The organism is Streptomyces ficellus (assembly GCF_009739905.1).
Taxonomy (GTDB): Bacteria; Actinomycetota; Actinomycetes; order Streptomycetales; family Streptomycetaceae; genus Streptomyces; species Streptomyces ficellus_A.
In genome coordinates this window covers 6,201,853-6,215,498 of sequence record NZ_CP034279.1, presented here as the reverse complement: position 1 = coordinate 6,215,498, position 13,646 = coordinate 6,201,853, and the positions used below count along the sequence as shown (strand labels likewise).

The window sequence follows — 13,646 nt, the reverse complement described above, 5'->3', positions numbered from 1 at the left end:
CCGGTGTCCGGTCCCGGCCGGGCGCCGCGGACGGGGCCGCGGACGGCGAGCGGGCGGCGCACCCGGGCCGCGGGCCGCCTCCGGATCGAGGCCGGACCCGGGCCACGGGCACATCCAGGTCCGAACCGGTCAGCCCCGGGCCGGAACCACTCAGACCTTGGGCAGGTCCGGTCCGATCCTGCTCCGTACCGCGCTCTGCACCTCGTCCTCCTCCGCCGGGTCGGCGGCGAGGCGGCGCAGCCGCTCGGCCACGCGCACGTCACCGGTCTCGGCGTGCAGGGCGGCGATCTCCCTGGTCGTCTCCTCGCAGTCCCAGAGGCACTCGACGGCGAAGCCCGTCGCGAAGGAGGGGTCCGTGGCGGCGAGGGCGCGGGCCGTGCGCCCGCGGAGCTGGGAGGAGGCGGTCTCGCGGTAGATGTGGCGCAGTACAGGCGCGGCGCAGGCGACTTCGAGCCTGCCCGTGCCGTCGACGAGCGTGTAGAGCGAGGGCGCGTCGGGGCCGTCGGACCGGACCGCCTCGCGCAGCGCCCCGAGGACGAGGGTGGCGTCCCGGGCGTCGCCCCGGCAGGCGAGGACGCCTGCGGCGGAGGCGCCGAGCGGGTCGGGGCGGTGGACCCAGCCGCGGGCGCGGTCGACGGCCGCGTCGCCGCACATGCGCTCGAAGGCGGCGACGGCGGCTTCGGCGACGATGCGGGAGTCGCTGACCGCCGCGGCTTCGATGAGGTCGAGCACGGCGGGGTCGCGTGCTTCGGCGAGGTAGTGGAGCGCGGCGCAGCGGGCGCCGTCGGGGCCGCCGCGCGCGGCCTCGACGATCAGCGGCCGGTCGTCGGGACCGGCGACGGCGGTGAGACACCGGGCGGCGGGCACGTGGAGCGGGGAGCCGCGGTCCAGGCCCTCCTGGGCCCACTCGAAGACGGCCTGGACGCTCCAGCCGGGCCGCGGGCCGGTGGGGCGCAGCTGGCGCTGCCAGCGGTCGAAGGAGCCCTGCTCCCGCGCGGCGCGCACCCGGGCGCCGATCGTCTCGCGCCGGTCCTCGGCCCACAGGCGCCACGGGCGCGGCTCGAAGGCGTCACGGACGGCGGCGGCCAGTTCGGCGTCGCCCTCGGGGGTGGCGGGGAACCTGGCGAGGATCGGGGCGGCGAGACCGCGCAGCCCGGAGTCGTCGTCGCGCAGGGCGAGCTCGTCGAGGGCCCAGGCCCAGTTGGAGCCGGTCGCGGCGTACCTGCGCAGCAGGGCGAGGGCGTCCTCACGGCCGTACGCGGCGAGGTGGCCGAGGACGGCGAGCGCGAGCCCGGTCCGCGACTCCTCGGTGTCGAGGACGTCGTCGGCACCGAACAGGTGGGCCTCGATCTCCTCGAGCCCGCCGTGCAGATCCAGGTAGAGGCGCGCGTAGTAGAGGGAGCGGTTCTCGACCTGCCAGTCCTGGCGGGGGTCGCTGAGAACGCAGTGGTTGAGGGCCGCGAGGGCTTCCGCCCGTGGCGCGGCGAGCGCGTGCAGCGTGCCGTCGCCGCGACCCCTCTGCAGCAGGCCGAGCAAGGTACCGCTCGGCGCTATGACTGGATCGAACATGGGAAAATGCCTCACATCAAGCTGTCGACGCACCCGGAGGACACCGGGGATCCCGGGGTGACCGGGGAACGGTGATTGCCTAGGCCGCGCAGCAACATGTGGAGCCGCCCGTCGTCTTCCGCTTGGTGTTGACCATCTTCCTCTGCCTCTCGTCGGTGGCCCCGTGCGGGCCCGACGTCATGATGACCCAGCCGTTTCGCCACCGCGACCACATTTACGGCACCGCTCTCACCTGGCGTTCCGTGCCCGTTCACCGGGACGCGAACAGCTCCAGGAGGTGTGTCTTCCCAAACATCCTCGCGGTATCCACCGCCGACGGAGTTCCGGCTTCCGGATCGGCTCCGGCGGCGAGGAGGGCCCGGACCACGCCGTCCTCGCCCTTGAAGACGGCACCGGCGATCGGCGTCTGCCCGCGGTCGTTGACGCGGTTGGGGTCGGCGCCCCGTGCCAGGAGGGCGGTCACCGCGTCCTCGTTGCCGTGGTAGGCGGCGAGCATCACCAGGCAGTCACCCTTGTCGTTGGTGAGGTTCGCGGGCACGCCGGCGTCGACGTAGGCGGCGAGCGCCTCGGCGTCCCCCTGCCGTGCCAGGTCGAAGACCTTGGACGCCAGCTCGATCACCTCGGGGTCCGGGGTTTCACTCATCGGACGTACCGCCTCTCACCTCGTTGACGCGCCATGGCCACCATGGACGCGCGCGGCCGCAACAGCCGCCTTGACCTGCATGGACCCGGTCGTACCGGTACGCACGGCGGGAGCGCCGTACGAGTGAACCGACAGGGTACTGCCCGGCCCCGCACATGACCCGGCCCGGCCGAGGCAAGGGATGTGGCGCGGCACCGCGGCGCTTCGCGACACGGGCGGTCCATCCGCCAGTGAAGTGAAAAGAGCACTATTTCACCCGTTTGCACCTTTTATCACATAGATACTTGCTGTGAGGCTGGAAGTACTGAAGGTGACTGTCCCCTCACCCAGGAGATCCCCTCATGATCCTGTCCATCTCAGGCGTGGTACTGCTCGGCATCATCGTCTTCCTCTTCTTCAGGAAGGACGGGCTCAAGGCCTCCCACGCCCTCGTCTGCGCACTCTTCGGCTTCTACCTCGCGGGTACCGCGATCGCACCCAGCATCACGGCGGGCGGGGCGAGCCTCGCCAGCCTGCTGGGCGGGATCAAGTTCTGACGCCCCGCGGCCCCTTCCACGACTTCAGGATCAGGAGTACGACGTGGCCCGGCGCCCTCTTCCGCGCATCTCGAACCTCCCGAGCATCGCGAGCCTTCCGAGCACCGCCACTGCCCGGATCGCACGCGGCCGGCAGATCGCACGAACGGCCGCCGACGGCGCCACGGACGTCCTCCATCCGCTGATCACGATCACTCGTGGTCTGCGGAAGCTGGCGGGGGCCGGCCGCTCCAAGTGGGCCGCGACACCGAAGGAACGGCGCGGTCCCGCGCTGTTCGTCGTCGCGGCCTGCGTGCTCGCCGTCGCACTCGTCCCGTACGGGCCGCTGCTGGCCCTGGTCACGGTGATGGGCGCGGCGGCGTGGCACGGGCGTGAGCGCCCGGTCGTCAAGACCGGGCCCGACGAGGCGGAGACCGAGCGGCTCCGGGCGCTGTACGAGGCCCTGGTGCCGTACTTCTCCGCACCCGACGACCCGAGTCCGCTGTTCACCCACGGCGGCGACTGGACCAAGGCCCTCGGCGACTTCGCGTTCGACGGCGACGGGCGGCCGACCCGGCTGCGCATCACCTACCCCGCGTACTTCACGGACGGCGAGCCCGAGTGCCGCGCGAGGATCGAGCAACTGGTCCACGCCAAGTCGGGACGCGGCCGGGAGTACCTCTTCGACTGGGACGAAGAGGGAAACCAGCTCCTGGTGCGGGTACTTCCGGCGCTGTCCACCTCCGTGGCCGCCCAGCGCTTCGTCACGGCGCCCGGCGAGACGGTGCTGGGTTTCACCGACCCCGAGGCGGTGCAGCGCACCGTGCCGGTGCTGGACGGGGACGAGTCCCGGGACGCGCCCGCGGTGGTCTGGCGCACCGGGCCGCGTTCGACCGAGCCGCACCTGCTGGCCGTCGGTCAGCCCGGCAGCGGCACCACCACCCTGCTGCGGTCCATCGCGCTCCAGGCGCTCCAGCACGGCGACGTCCTCGTCGTGGACGGGAGCGGTACGGGCGAGTACGCCTGCCTCGCCGGCCGGACCGGCGTCCTGGCGGTCGAGTGCGGGCTGACGGGCGCGCTGTCGAGCCTGGAGTGGGCGGCGCACGAGACGGAACGCCGGCTGATCGCGGCGAACCGCGCACGGCAGGCGGGCCACCCCGCGCCCGAGGACACCAGGCGGCCGCTGTGGATCCTGCTGGACCGGCCCGGCGTGTTCGGCCACCTCGCGGCGGCGGACGGGCGGACGGACCCGCAGGCACTGCTCCAGGTGCCGCTGCGGCACGGCCGGGCGGCCCAGGTGACGGTGGTCGTGGCCGAGCAGTTCGACAGCCTCGACACGCTGAGCGAGGCGGTGTGGGCGCACACCCGCGCCCGGGTCGTCCTCGGGGCCGCCACACCGGAACAGGTGCGGTGCGTCCTGGACGCCGCCCCGCACACCACCCCCACCCCGCACGTCCCGCCCGGACGCGGGTACGCCCGGCTCGGCACGGGTCCGGTGTTCCGGCTCCAGGTCCCGGCGACGCCCGACCCGTACGACGACGCCACGACGGAGGCGCAGCGCCGGGCCGTCCTGGACCTCCTCCCCGAGCGGCCGCCCCCGCCGGTACCGCTCGACGCACCACCGGTCCCACCGACCCCGCCTGCCGCACCGGCCCCGTCCGACGCACCGGCCCCGCCTGCCGCACCGGCCCTGTCCGTCGCACCGACCCCGCCTGCCGCACCGGCCCCGTCCGTCGCACCCACCAGCGCACCCGCACCCACCGGCGCACCCGCGGACGCGGCCCTCGCGGCCCTCCCGGAAGCGCAGTCCGCCCCGGCCCAGGGCGCCCCGGAAGCCCGCCCCGCCCCTGCCTTCGTCGTCACCGCCTACGGCCCGCCGACCGGACCGGCACCCACGACCCCTGCGCCCGCAACCGCATCCGCGCCCGCACCAGCCCTGCCGACGACCTCAGCCTCAGCCTCGGCCTCCGCACCCTCACCCGACCACTGACGCACGGGCGGCGCAGGGCCCCTCAGGCCACGAAGGTCCTCGGCGACTCGCCCGAGCCGGAGCTCGCGCCCGCCCGCACCAGCCGGGTCGCCGCGGCGAGGCGTACCGCGGCCTCGTCGGCGACCGGCCCGGCCACGGTGAACGGCAGCCGGACGTACCCCTCGAAGGCGCCGTCCACGCCGAACCGCGGGCCCGAGGGCACCCGTACGCCGACCCGTTCGCCCACCTCGGCCAGCCGGGAGCCGGAGAGGCCGCCGGTGCGCACCCAGAGGGTGAGTCCGCCGCGCGGCACCTCGAACTCCCAGTCGGGCAGCTCCCGGCGCACCGCGGCGACCAGCGCGTCACGGTTCTCCCGCGCCTGCTCGCGGCGCAGGGCCACCGCCTCCTCCCAGCCCCCGGTCCGCATCAGCCAGTCGACGCCGAGCTGCTCCAGGACGGGCGTGCCGAGGTCGGCGTACGCACGGGCGGCGACGAGCGAGCGGATCACGTCGGGCGCCGCCCGCACCCACCCGATGCGCATGCCGGCCCAGAAGGCCTTGCTCGCCGAACCGACGGTGAGGACCGTGCTCCCGGCCGGGTCGAAGGCGCAGACGGGCCGGGGCATGTCGAGCCCCTCCTCCAGGTACAGCTCCGTCATGGTCTCGTCGACGACGAGCACCGTCCCCGCCGAGCGGGAGGCGTCGACCAGCGCCCGCCGCCGGTCCTCGTCGGCGAGGGCGCCGGTCGGGTTGTGGAAGTCGGCCACGACGTAGGCGAGCCGGGGGGCGGCGTCCCTGAGCACCTGGCGCCAGCGGGTGAGGTCCCACCCCTCCAGCCCCTCCGACATCGCGACGGGCACCAGGCGGGCGCCGGCCTCGCGCATCAGCTGGAGGATGTTGGCGTACGACGGCGACTCCACGGCGATGCGCTCGCCGCGTCCGGCGAACAGGTGGCAGATGGCGTCGATCGCGCCCATGGCACCCGTCGTAACCATGATCTGCTCGGGCATCGTCGGGATGCCCCGCCGTGTGTAGCGGTCGGCGAGCATCTGCCGCAGGGCGGGCAGGCCCGCCGGGTAGTCGCCGTGCGTGTGGGCGTAGGGCGGCAGCTCTTCGAGGGCGCCCTGGAAGCCCCGGGTCAGCCAGGGTTCGGGTGCCGGGAGGGAGGCGCAGCCCAGGTCGATCATGGAGCCGAGGGCTTCCGGGGGCAGTGGTTCGAGTCCGCGGGCGGGCAGCGGGTTCCCGGCGGGCACCGCGGTCCAGCTCCCCGCGCCCCGGCGGGACTCCAGGAACCCCTCGGCGCGCAGCGCCTCGTAGGCGGCGGCGACCGTGGTGCGGCTCACGGAGAGGGCGAGGGCCAGTTCGCGCTCGGCGGGGAGCCGGGCGGCGACCGGCACGCGGCCCTCCAGTACCAGCAGCCGGATGCCATCGGCCAGAGCGCGGTAGGCGGGCGGCTTGCGGGTGCCGGGCCCGGCCGGCCTGGGCTGTTGTGCGTTCAACTGCCGGGCGAGCTGCGCCGGGCCCACCGCTGAAGTCCACTCGGCCATGGAATTCAGTCCACCTTCCTCGAATTGGACCTGGTTGGGGTCCGAAGCCCTGCCACAGGGTGACATGAGTCAGTCCACCACCATCGCATCGGGGGCACAACACATGTCGACGACATCGAGCACACCGGACACGGAGGAGGCCACCCGGCCGGCCTCTCCCGGACCCGCCGCCGCCCGTCTCCCCCGCCACCTCCCCCGCAGGCTCTTCCAGCTCTACTTCGGCCTGACCCTGTACGGGGTGAGTTCGGCCATGCTCGTCCGCAGCGGCCTCGGCCTGGAGCCGTGGAACGTCCTGCACCAGGGCCTGGCCGAGCGGACCGGCCTGTCCATGGGCGTGGTCCTGACCGTGCTCGGCGCGCTGATCCTCCTCCTGTGGATCCCGCTGCGGCAGAAGCCCGGCCTGGGCACCGTCTCCAACGTGCTCGTCATCGGCGCCGCGATGGACGGGGCCCTCTGGCTCCTCCCCGACGCGCACGGCTGGCCCGCCCAGGTCCTGCTGATGGCCGGCGGTGTCGTCCTCAACGGTGTGGCCACCGGCCTCTACATCGCCGCGCGGTTCGGCCCCGGCCCGCGCGACGGCCTGATGACCGGCCTGCACCGGCGCACCGGCCGCTCCATCCGGCTGATCCGTACGACGATCGAGGTCACCGTCGTCGTCACCGGGTTCCTGCTCGGCGGCTCCCTGGGGGTGGGGACGGTGCTGTACGCCCTGGCGATCGGGCCGCTCGCCCAGTTCTTCCTGCGCGTGTTCGCCGTCCCGGGGCAGGACGGCGGAAGCACCGTGGTCGCCTCGCGGAAACCCGGACAGGTCATACTGCGGCGGTGACTCGCGTACGCCATCCCTATCTGGACCACCCCTCCTCCCCCATACCCTTCGCCCACCGCGGCGGGGCGGCGGACGGCCTGGAGAACACCGCGACCGCCTTCCGGCGCGCCGCGGCGGCCGGTTACCGGTACTTCGAGACGGACGTGCACACCACCGCCGACGGCCGGCTGGTCGCGTTCCACGACGCCACGCTGGACCGGGTGACGGACAGCCGGGGCCGGATCCAGGACCTGCCGTGGAGCGCGGTGCGCCACGCGCGCGTGGCGGGGACGGAGCCGCTGCCGCTCTTCGAGGAGCTGATGGAGGAGTTCCCGGACGCCCGGTGGAACGTGGACGTCAAGGCGGAGCCCGCCCTTCGGCCGCTGGTGGAGACCATCCGCAGGGCGAACGCGTGGGACCGGGTGTGCGTCGGCTCCTTCAACGAGGGCCGGGTGGTCCGGGCGCACCGGCTGGGGGGCGACCGGCTGGCCACCTCCTACGGCGTGCGGGGCGTACTGGCGCTGCGGCTGCGGTCGTACGGGATCCCGGCGGCGCTGCGCACGGGCGCCGTGGCGGCCCAGGTGCCGGAGGCCCAGAACGGGGTGCGGGTGGTGGACCGGCGGTTCGTGCGGGCCGCGCACGAGCGGGGCCTCCAGGTGCACGTGTGGACGGTGAACGACCCGGAGCGGATGGCCGCTCTCCTGGACCTCGGGGTGGATGGCATCATGACCGATCATCTGGAGACGTTGCGTACGGTGCTGACCGACCGGGGGGTCTGGGTCTAGACCGCGCCACCCGTCTTCCGCCGGGGACGAGCGAGGGGGCGGGGCATGAGCGACGCCGAGGACGCGAGGACGGACGACCGGGCCGCGGGCGGGGCCACGGCGGCCGAGCGCAGGCGAGAGCAACGGGGCTGGTACTTCTACGACTTCGCGTGCTCGGTGTACTCGACGAGCGTGCTGACGGTCTTCGTCGGCCCCTATCTGACGTCCGTCGCCAGGGCCGCGGCCGACGCGGACGGCTTCGTCCACCCCCTCGGAATCCCCGTCCGCGCGGGATCGGTCTTCCCCTACGCGGTGTCCGCCTCCCTCGTCCTGGCGGTGCTGGTGATGCCGCTGGCGGGGGCCGCGGCCGACCGGACGGGCCGGAAGAAGCCGCTGCTGGCGGTGTCCGCGTACGTGGGGGCGGCCGCGACGGCGGGCATGTTCTTCCTGGACGGCGACCGCTACCTCCTGGGCGCCCTCCTGCTGATCGTGGCGAACGCCGCGCTCGCGGTGTCGATGGTGCTGTACAACGCCTATCTGCCGCAGATAGCGACGCCCGAGGAGCGTGACGCCGTCTCCTCGCGCGGCTGGGCGTTCGGCTACACGTCGGGCGCGCTCGTCCTCGTGCTGGACCTGGTCCTGTACACGGGCCACGCGTCCTTCGGGCTGTCGGAGCAGGAGGCAGTGCGAATCTGCCTGGCCTCGGCGGGCCTGTGGTGGGGCGCCTTCACCCTCGTACCGCTGCGGCGGCTGCGCGACCGGCGGGTGCGGCCAGGCGGGGAGGGCGCCGCCGGCTCGGGCTGGCGGCAGTTGGTGGCGACGCTGCGCGACATGCGCCGGCACCCCCTGACGCTCTCCTTCCTCCTCGCCTACCTCGTCTACAACGACGGCGTGCAGACGGTGATCTCGCAGGCGTCCATCTACGGCTCGGAAGAACTGGGGCTGGAGCAGTCCACGCTGATCACGGCCGTGCTGCTGGTGCAGGTCCTGGCGGTCGCGGGCGCCCTGGGGATGGGGCGGCTGGCGCGGCTCTACGGCGCGCAGCGGACGATCCTCGCCTCGCTCGCGGTGTGGACGCTGATCCTGGTGGCCGGATACCTGCTGCCGGCCGGGGAGCCCGTGTGGTTCTACGCGCTGGCGGCGGCGATCGGACTGGTCCTGGGCGGCAGCCAGGCGCTGTCCCGCTCCCTGTTCTCGCACCTGGTCCCGCCCGGCAAGGAGGCCGAGTACTTCTCCGCGTACGAGATGAGCGACCGCGGGCTCAGCTGGCTGGGTCCTCTGGTGTTCGGTCTCGGCTACCAGCTGACCGGCAGCTACCGGGACGCCATCATCTCCCTGGTGATCTTCTTCGCGGCCGGATTCGTTCTGCTCGCGCGGGTACCCGTCCGGAAGGCGGTGGCCGCGGCGGGAAATCCCGTCCCGGACCGGATTTAGACGCGGAAGTGAAAGGCCGGTAGTGTACGCCTTTGGCCTGCCAGGCGGACCGTTACTGCGTGCTCTGCTAGTGAAGACGCTGGGTGACATCTGCTGCCAGATGTGACAAACCGGGCACTGGTGGGTACAAAAAGGGGCGGCACGACGGGCGACGCATGACCCGCAACGGGAATCTTTACCGCCGACCGGACGTTGACCGGATGACGACGACAGCGACACCTGTCCTGTGGGCGACAAGCCCGGGAGGCACGATTCATGAGTGAGCGAGCTCTTCGCGGCACGCGCCTCGTGGTGACCAGCTACGAGACCGACCGCGGCATCGATCTGGCCCCGCGCCAGGCGGTGGAGTACGCATGCGAGAAGGGGCATCGTTTCGAGATGCCGTTCTCGGTCGAGGCGGAGATTCCGCCGGAGTGGGAGTGCAAGGTCTGCGGAAGCCAGGCACTCCTCGTTGACGGGGACGGCCCCGAGGAGAAGAAGGGCAAGCCGGCGCGTACGCACTGGGACATGCTCATGGAGCGGCGCACCCGCGAGGAGCTCGAGGAGGTGCTGGCCGAGAGGCTGGCGGTCCTGCGCTCCGGCGCCATGAACATCGCCGTGCATCCGCGCGACAGCCGGAAGTCCGCGTAAGCGCACGACAAGCGCGCTGCACGACAGCGAGCAACGCCGCGGGGCGGCAGTACATCAGGTGTACTGCCGCCCCGCGGCGTTGTGCTGTGTCCCGGCCCCGGCGAAACGCCCCGATGAGCCCGCTCAGCGGGTGAGCGGCGGCCGGGGCCCCTCATCGTCGTACGCGGCGCGCCCGTGGGTGTCGTCGCGGATGACCTCACCCTGGACGACCTTGCCGTCGGGGCGGTGCATGCGCGCCTGCTGGGCCTGCTGGAAAGCGTCGCCCAGGGGGCCGTAACCGGGCATGGCCGCCCGCATCCGGCGCTCCAGGGTCCGCTCGGCGTACCGCCCGGCCATCGCGCGGACGGGCGGGACCAACAGCAGCAGACCCAGCGCGTCCGAGATCAGGCCCGGCAGCATCAGAAGCAGCCCGCCGAGCATCAGGAAACCGTTCCCGGCGCTCGCCCGGTCCGTGCCGCCGGCGGACGCGGACGGGGCGCCCGACTGCTGCTGCTGGAGCGTCTCGGTCAGCGTCCGGAACGCCCGCCGCCCCGCCCGCTTGATCACCGCGCCGCCGAGCACGGCGCCGCCGACGAGCAGGGCGAGCACGGTGAGCCCTCCGGCAGCGCCCGCCACCAGGGTGAGCAGCCAGACCTCCAGCACCAGCCAGGCGGCGACGCCGACGGGAACCAGGGAACGGGCGCGTGAGCGCGGTTTACGGTCAGTGGGGGGCGGTGAGCCGGTCGTCATGCCCCCAGTGTGCCTGGGAGCGCGCCAGCGCGGCGTAAAGGGGCGATCAGGAACGATCGGCGGGCCCGGCGGGCCCCGCCGCCCGCGGGCCGGAGGGCCGGCGGCCGAGGAGGCGTTCCGCCCGGGAGCCGACGCCCCAGGCGGTGACCCGCCACAGCGCCTCGACGACGATGTCCCGGCTCATCTTGGAGTCGCCGAGCTCGCGCTCCACGAAGGTGATCGGCACCTCGACGACGTGGTATCCGGCGGCGACCGCCCGGCGGGCGAGGTCGACCTGGAAGCAGTAGCCCTGGGACGCGACCTCGTCGAGGCCGAGCCCCTCCAGGGTCTCCTTGCGGAACGCGCGGAAGCCGCCGGTGACGTCCCGGATGGGGACGTCGAGGAGCAGGCGCGAGTAGGTGCTGCCGCCGCGGGACAGGAACTCGCGGGACTTGGGCCAGTTCACGACCCGGCCGCCCGGCACCCAGCGGGAGCCGAGGACGAGGTCGGCGCCCTTGAGGGCGGTGAGCAGCCGGGGCAGCTCCTCGGGCTGGTGGGAACCGTCGGCGTCCATCTCGACGAGGACGCCGTAGTCGTGCTCGATGCCCCAGCGGAAGCCCGCCAGATAGGCGGCCCCGAGCCCTTCCTTGCCCTTGCGGTGCAGGACGTGGACGTGGTCGTCCTCGGCCGCGAGTTCGTCGGCCAGCTTGCCGGTGCCGTCCGGGCTGTTGTCGTCGGCGACCAGGACGTCGACATCGGGCACGGCGGCGCGCACCCGGGACACGATCGGCTTGATGTTCTCGGCCTCGTTGTAGGTCGGGATGATCACCAAGGCTCTGCCGAGCGGGCCGTAGCGCCTCTGGCCACCGTCGTTCACTGCTGCCCCTTACGTCCGTACACGGATCACCACCATAGCGAGCCCCGGGCGGGGCAGGTCGCGGCGGCGGTACGGAAAGCGGCCGGAGCGGGGCGAGCGGCACAGCCGAGGGTGGGGGCCCGACGTCCTTCGGGCCGACCTGGGGCCCGCTGGCTGCGGGTCGACCGAGAGCCGTTGTCTACTGAACGTCCGGGCCCCACCCGGGTCGCACCTCCCCCGGCCTCCTACGGAGCAGGGGGGACCTCCAGCCGGGAAAAACCTTCCCTCGCCCCCGAGGCGCGGGCGCTGAACCTGGCTCCCAGTGGTGGTGCGCCGGTGCGGCACACCACCCCATGACCCAGCGGCGTTCGACGACTGCGTGAAAGGTCGACCGGTCGGACGTCCTGTGGTGGACCCGCCGAACCTACCCGCCGCCGACCGCTCGCTGTCAACAGCCGCGCGACCTGCGGCGATCAGGGATAAGAGCAGGTCAGAGGGGAAGATCCGCAGGTCGCGGGGGACCGGGCGCCGGGGTGGCGGACCCGCGGGACGCCCTTACGTCACTCGTTCGGTCGCACGAAGACCGTGCGACCGGAGACGACCGTGCGGAGGCAGACGGGCAGGTCGGCGCCGGGGGTGAGGTCGGGGAGGCCGGGCGTGCCCGACCGCGGGTCCGTGGACCAGCGCGCGACCCGGTCGTCGGGCGCCTGGACCACCAGCTCGTCCGCGCGCCAGACCGCGTAGTCGGCGGGCGCCCCGGGGACGAGGACCCCGGCGTCGTCCCGGCCGGTGGCCCGCCAGCCGCCCCTGGTGTGGGCCGTGAAGGCCGCCCGTACCGAGATGCGGTGCTCGGGCGTGCGGTGGAAGGCGGCGGCCCGCACGGTGCCCCAGGGGTCCAGCGGGGTGACGGGGCTGTCGGAGCCGAAGGCCAGGGGGACGCCGGCGCGCAGCAGCGCCGCGTACGGGTTGAGGGTGCGCGCCCGCTCGGCGCCGAGGCGCTGCGCGTACATGCCGTCCTCGCCGCCCCAGGCGGCGTCGAACGCGGGCTGTACGGAGGCGGTGAGCGCGAGCTCGGCGAAGGCGGCGACGGTCTCCGGGGTGAGCATCTCGGCGTGCTCGACGCGGTGGCGGGCGGCACGCACGCGTGCCAGGCCGACCGTCTCGGCCGCGGCCCGTACGCCCTCGACGACCGCGCTCACGGCCGCGTCGCCGATGGCGTGGAAGCCCGCCTGGAGGCCGGCCTCGGTGCAGGCGGTGACATGGGCGGCGACGGCGGCCGCGTCGAGGTGTGCGGTACCGGTGTGGGGGGCGTCGGCGTACGGCTCGTGCAGGCACGCGGTGTGGGAGCCGAGGGAGCCGTCGGCGAACAGGTCGCCGGCCGCGCCGATCGCCCCCAGTTCGCGGATGCGCCGCGCGTCCTTCTCGCCCGAGACGGCTTCGGCCCAGTAGCCGACGACCCGGGGTCCGGCCTCTTCGGCTGCCAGCGCCAGCAGGCCGGTGAAGTCGTCCTCGTCGGAGATCTCGGGGCCCGCGCACTCGTGGACGGTGCCGATGCCGAGGGACGCGGCGCGGGCCAGTGCGGCGCGCTGGGCCTCGGCCCGCTGGCGGGGCGTCACGGCGGCGTGGGCGGCGGCCCGTACGGCGTGGTGGGCCGCGGCGGTGAGCGGCTGGTCCGGGTGGTAGCCGGGCAGACCGGTGACCCCGGGGACGCGGTCGAGGAGGGCGGTGGTGACGACGGCGGAGTGCACGTCGACTCGGGGCAGGTACAGCGGGCGTCCGCCGGTCGCCTCGTCGAGTTCGGCCCGGGACGGGGGCCGGCTTTCGGGCCAGCGGGCGGCGTCCCAGCCGTGGCCGAGGAGGACCTGGTCGGCCGGGCGGGCGGCGCTGTGCGCCCGTACGCGCTCCAGTGCTTCGGCGAGCGTGCGGGCGCCCGACAGGTCGAGGCCGGTGAGGGCGAGTCCGGTGGCCGTGGTGTGGACGTGCGCGTCGGTGAAGGCGGGCGTCACCAGAGCGCCCTCGAGGTCGATCACCTCGTCCACGCCGGCGGCGAACGCGTCGGCCGCGCCCTCGGACCCCACCCAGGCGACGTGGCCGCGTTCGACGACCATGGCGGTGGCGAAGGGGTCGGCGGGGCTGTGGACGTCTCCACCGCGCAGGAGCACGGTGCGGTGTTCGCTCTCGGTCATGGTGACCAGCCTAGATACGCG

12 protein-coding genes are annotated in these 13,646 nt (G+C 73.8%); 6 read left to right on the top strand and 6 right to left on the bottom strand.

The features are described from left to right. Positions 1–150: 150 nt before the first annotated feature. Positions 151–1,569: a HEAT repeat domain-containing protein gene (locus EIZ62_RS27920; RefSeq protein ID WP_156695431.1), complete on the bottom strand. Its 1,419-nt coding sequence runs from the start codon at positions 1,567–1,569 to the stop codon at positions 151–153. A gap of 250 nt (positions 1,570–1,819) precedes the next feature. Continuing rightward, a complete protein-coding gene (locus EIZ62_RS27915; protein WP_156695430.1) occupies positions 1,820–2,212 on the bottom strand; it encodes an ankyrin repeat domain-containing protein in 393 nt (130 codons plus the stop codon). Positions 2,213–2,553: 341 nt separating this feature from the next. Between EIZ62_RS27915 and EIZ62_RS27910 the strand changes: the two genes are divergently transcribed. Together EIZ62_RS27910 and EIZ62_RS27905 are read left to right on the top strand one after the other, a co-directional pair. Next, entirely contained in the window at positions 2,554–2,748 is a 195-nt protein-coding gene (locus EIZ62_RS27910) for a hypothetical protein (RefSeq protein ID WP_073757949.1), read from the top strand. A 43-nt stretch (positions 2,749–2,791) separates the two neighbouring features. Beyond that, positions 2,792–4,717, top strand: coding sequence for an ATP-binding protein (locus EIZ62_RS27905; RefSeq protein WP_425281854.1), 1,926 nt, complete (start codon positions 2,792–2,794; stop codon positions 4,715–4,717). 22 nt (positions 4,718–4,739) lie between these two features. Here the strand turns inward: EIZ62_RS27905 and EIZ62_RS27900 are convergent, their stop codons facing one another. Further along, the gene (locus tag EIZ62_RS27900) at positions 4,740–6,242 is read right to left on the bottom strand and encodes an SCO1417 family PLP biosynthesis transcription factor (protein ID WP_156695429.1); all 1,503 of its coding nucleotides are present in this window, start codon (positions 6,240–6,242) and stop codon (positions 4,740–4,742) included. A gap of 103 nt (positions 6,243–6,345) precedes the next feature. On the opposite strand from EIZ62_RS27900, the gene yczE reads away from it, so the two are divergent. From yczE to EIZ62_RS27880, 4 genes are all read left to right on the top strand, one after another. Further along, on the top strand, positions 6,346–7,068 hold the full coding sequence (gene yczE, locus EIZ62_RS27895; RefSeq protein ID WP_156695428.1) for a membrane protein YczE: 723 nt from the start codon (positions 6,346–6,348) through the stop codon (positions 7,066–7,068). Beyond that, positions 7,065–7,832: a glycerophosphodiester phosphodiesterase family protein gene (locus tag EIZ62_RS27890; protein WP_156695427.1), complete on the top strand. Its 768-nt coding sequence runs from the start codon at positions 7,065–7,067 to the stop codon at positions 7,830–7,832. The genes yczE and EIZ62_RS27890 overlap by 4 nt, the downstream gene beginning before the upstream one ends. 45 nt (positions 7,833–7,877) lie before the next feature. Beyond that, a complete protein-coding gene (locus tag EIZ62_RS27885; protein WP_156695426.1) occupies positions 7,878–9,245 on the top strand; it encodes an MFS transporter in 1,368 nt (455 codons plus the stop codon). Between the two features lie 255 nt (positions 9,246–9,500). After that, positions 9,501–9,875 (top strand): RNA polymerase-binding protein RbpA, encoded by a 375-nt coding sequence (locus EIZ62_RS27880; protein WP_026278069.1) that lies wholly within the window; start codon positions 9,501–9,503, stop codon positions 9,873–9,875. Between the two features lie 123 nt (positions 9,876–9,998). Here EIZ62_RS27880 and fxsA read toward each other — a convergent pair whose 3' ends face one another. The 3 genes from fxsA to EIZ62_RS27865 all read right to left on the bottom strand — a co-directional run bounded on the left by fxsA (position 9,999) and on the right by EIZ62_RS27865 (position 13,625). Further along, the gene (gene fxsA, locus EIZ62_RS27875) at positions 9,999–10,604 is read right to left on the bottom strand and encodes an FxsA family membrane protein (RefSeq protein ID WP_156695425.1); all 606 of its coding nucleotides are present in this window, start codon (positions 10,602–10,604) and stop codon (positions 9,999–10,001) included. Positions 10,605–10,650: 46 nt separating this feature from the next. After that, positions 10,651–11,460 carry a polyprenol monophosphomannose synthase gene (locus EIZ62_RS27870; RefSeq protein ID WP_156695424.1) on the bottom strand — a complete coding sequence of 270 codons (810 nt, stop codon included), beginning with the start codon at positions 11,458–11,460 and terminating at the stop codon, positions 10,651–10,653. Between the two features lie 539 nt (positions 11,461–11,999). Further along, positions 12,000–13,625 (bottom strand): amidohydrolase, encoded by a 1,626-nt coding sequence (locus EIZ62_RS27865; RefSeq protein WP_156695423.1) that lies wholly within the window; start codon positions 13,623–13,625, stop codon positions 12,000–12,002. Positions 13,626–13,646: the final 21 nt, after the last annotated feature.

Coding starts and splice junctions, on each gene's coding strand:
- fxsA (WP_156695425.1), bottom strand. CDS start 10,604: ATGACGACCGGCTCACCGCCCCCCACTGACCGTAAACCGCGCTCACGC.
- EIZ62_RS27900 (WP_156695429.1), bottom strand. CDS start 6,242: ATGGCCGAGTGGACTTCAGCGGTGGGCCCGGCGCAGCTCGCCCGGCAG.
- EIZ62_RS27910 (WP_073757949.1), top strand. CDS start 2,554: ATGATCCTGTCCATCTCAGGCGTGGTACTGCTCGGCATCATCGTCTTC.
- EIZ62_RS27865 (WP_156695423.1), bottom strand. CDS start 13,625: ATGACCGAGAGCGAACACCGCACCGTGCTCCTGCGCGGTGGAGACGTC.
- EIZ62_RS27915 (WP_156695430.1), bottom strand. CDS start 2,212: ATGAGTGAAACCCCGGACCCCGAGGTGATCGAGCTGGCGTCCAAGGTC.
- EIZ62_RS27880 (WP_026278069.1), top strand. CDS start 9,501: ATGAGTGAGCGAGCTCTTCGCGGCACGCGCCTCGTGGTGACCAGCTAC.
- EIZ62_RS27920 (WP_156695431.1), bottom strand. CDS start 1,569: ATGTTCGATCCAGTCATAGCGCCGAGCGGTACCTTGCTCGGCCTGCTG.
- yczE (WP_156695428.1), top strand. CDS start 6,346: ATGTCGACGACATCGAGCACACCGGACACGGAGGAGGCCACCCGGCCG.
- EIZ62_RS27885 (WP_156695426.1), top strand. CDS start 7,878: ATGAGCGACGCCGAGGACGCGAGGACGGACGACCGGGCCGCGGGCGGG.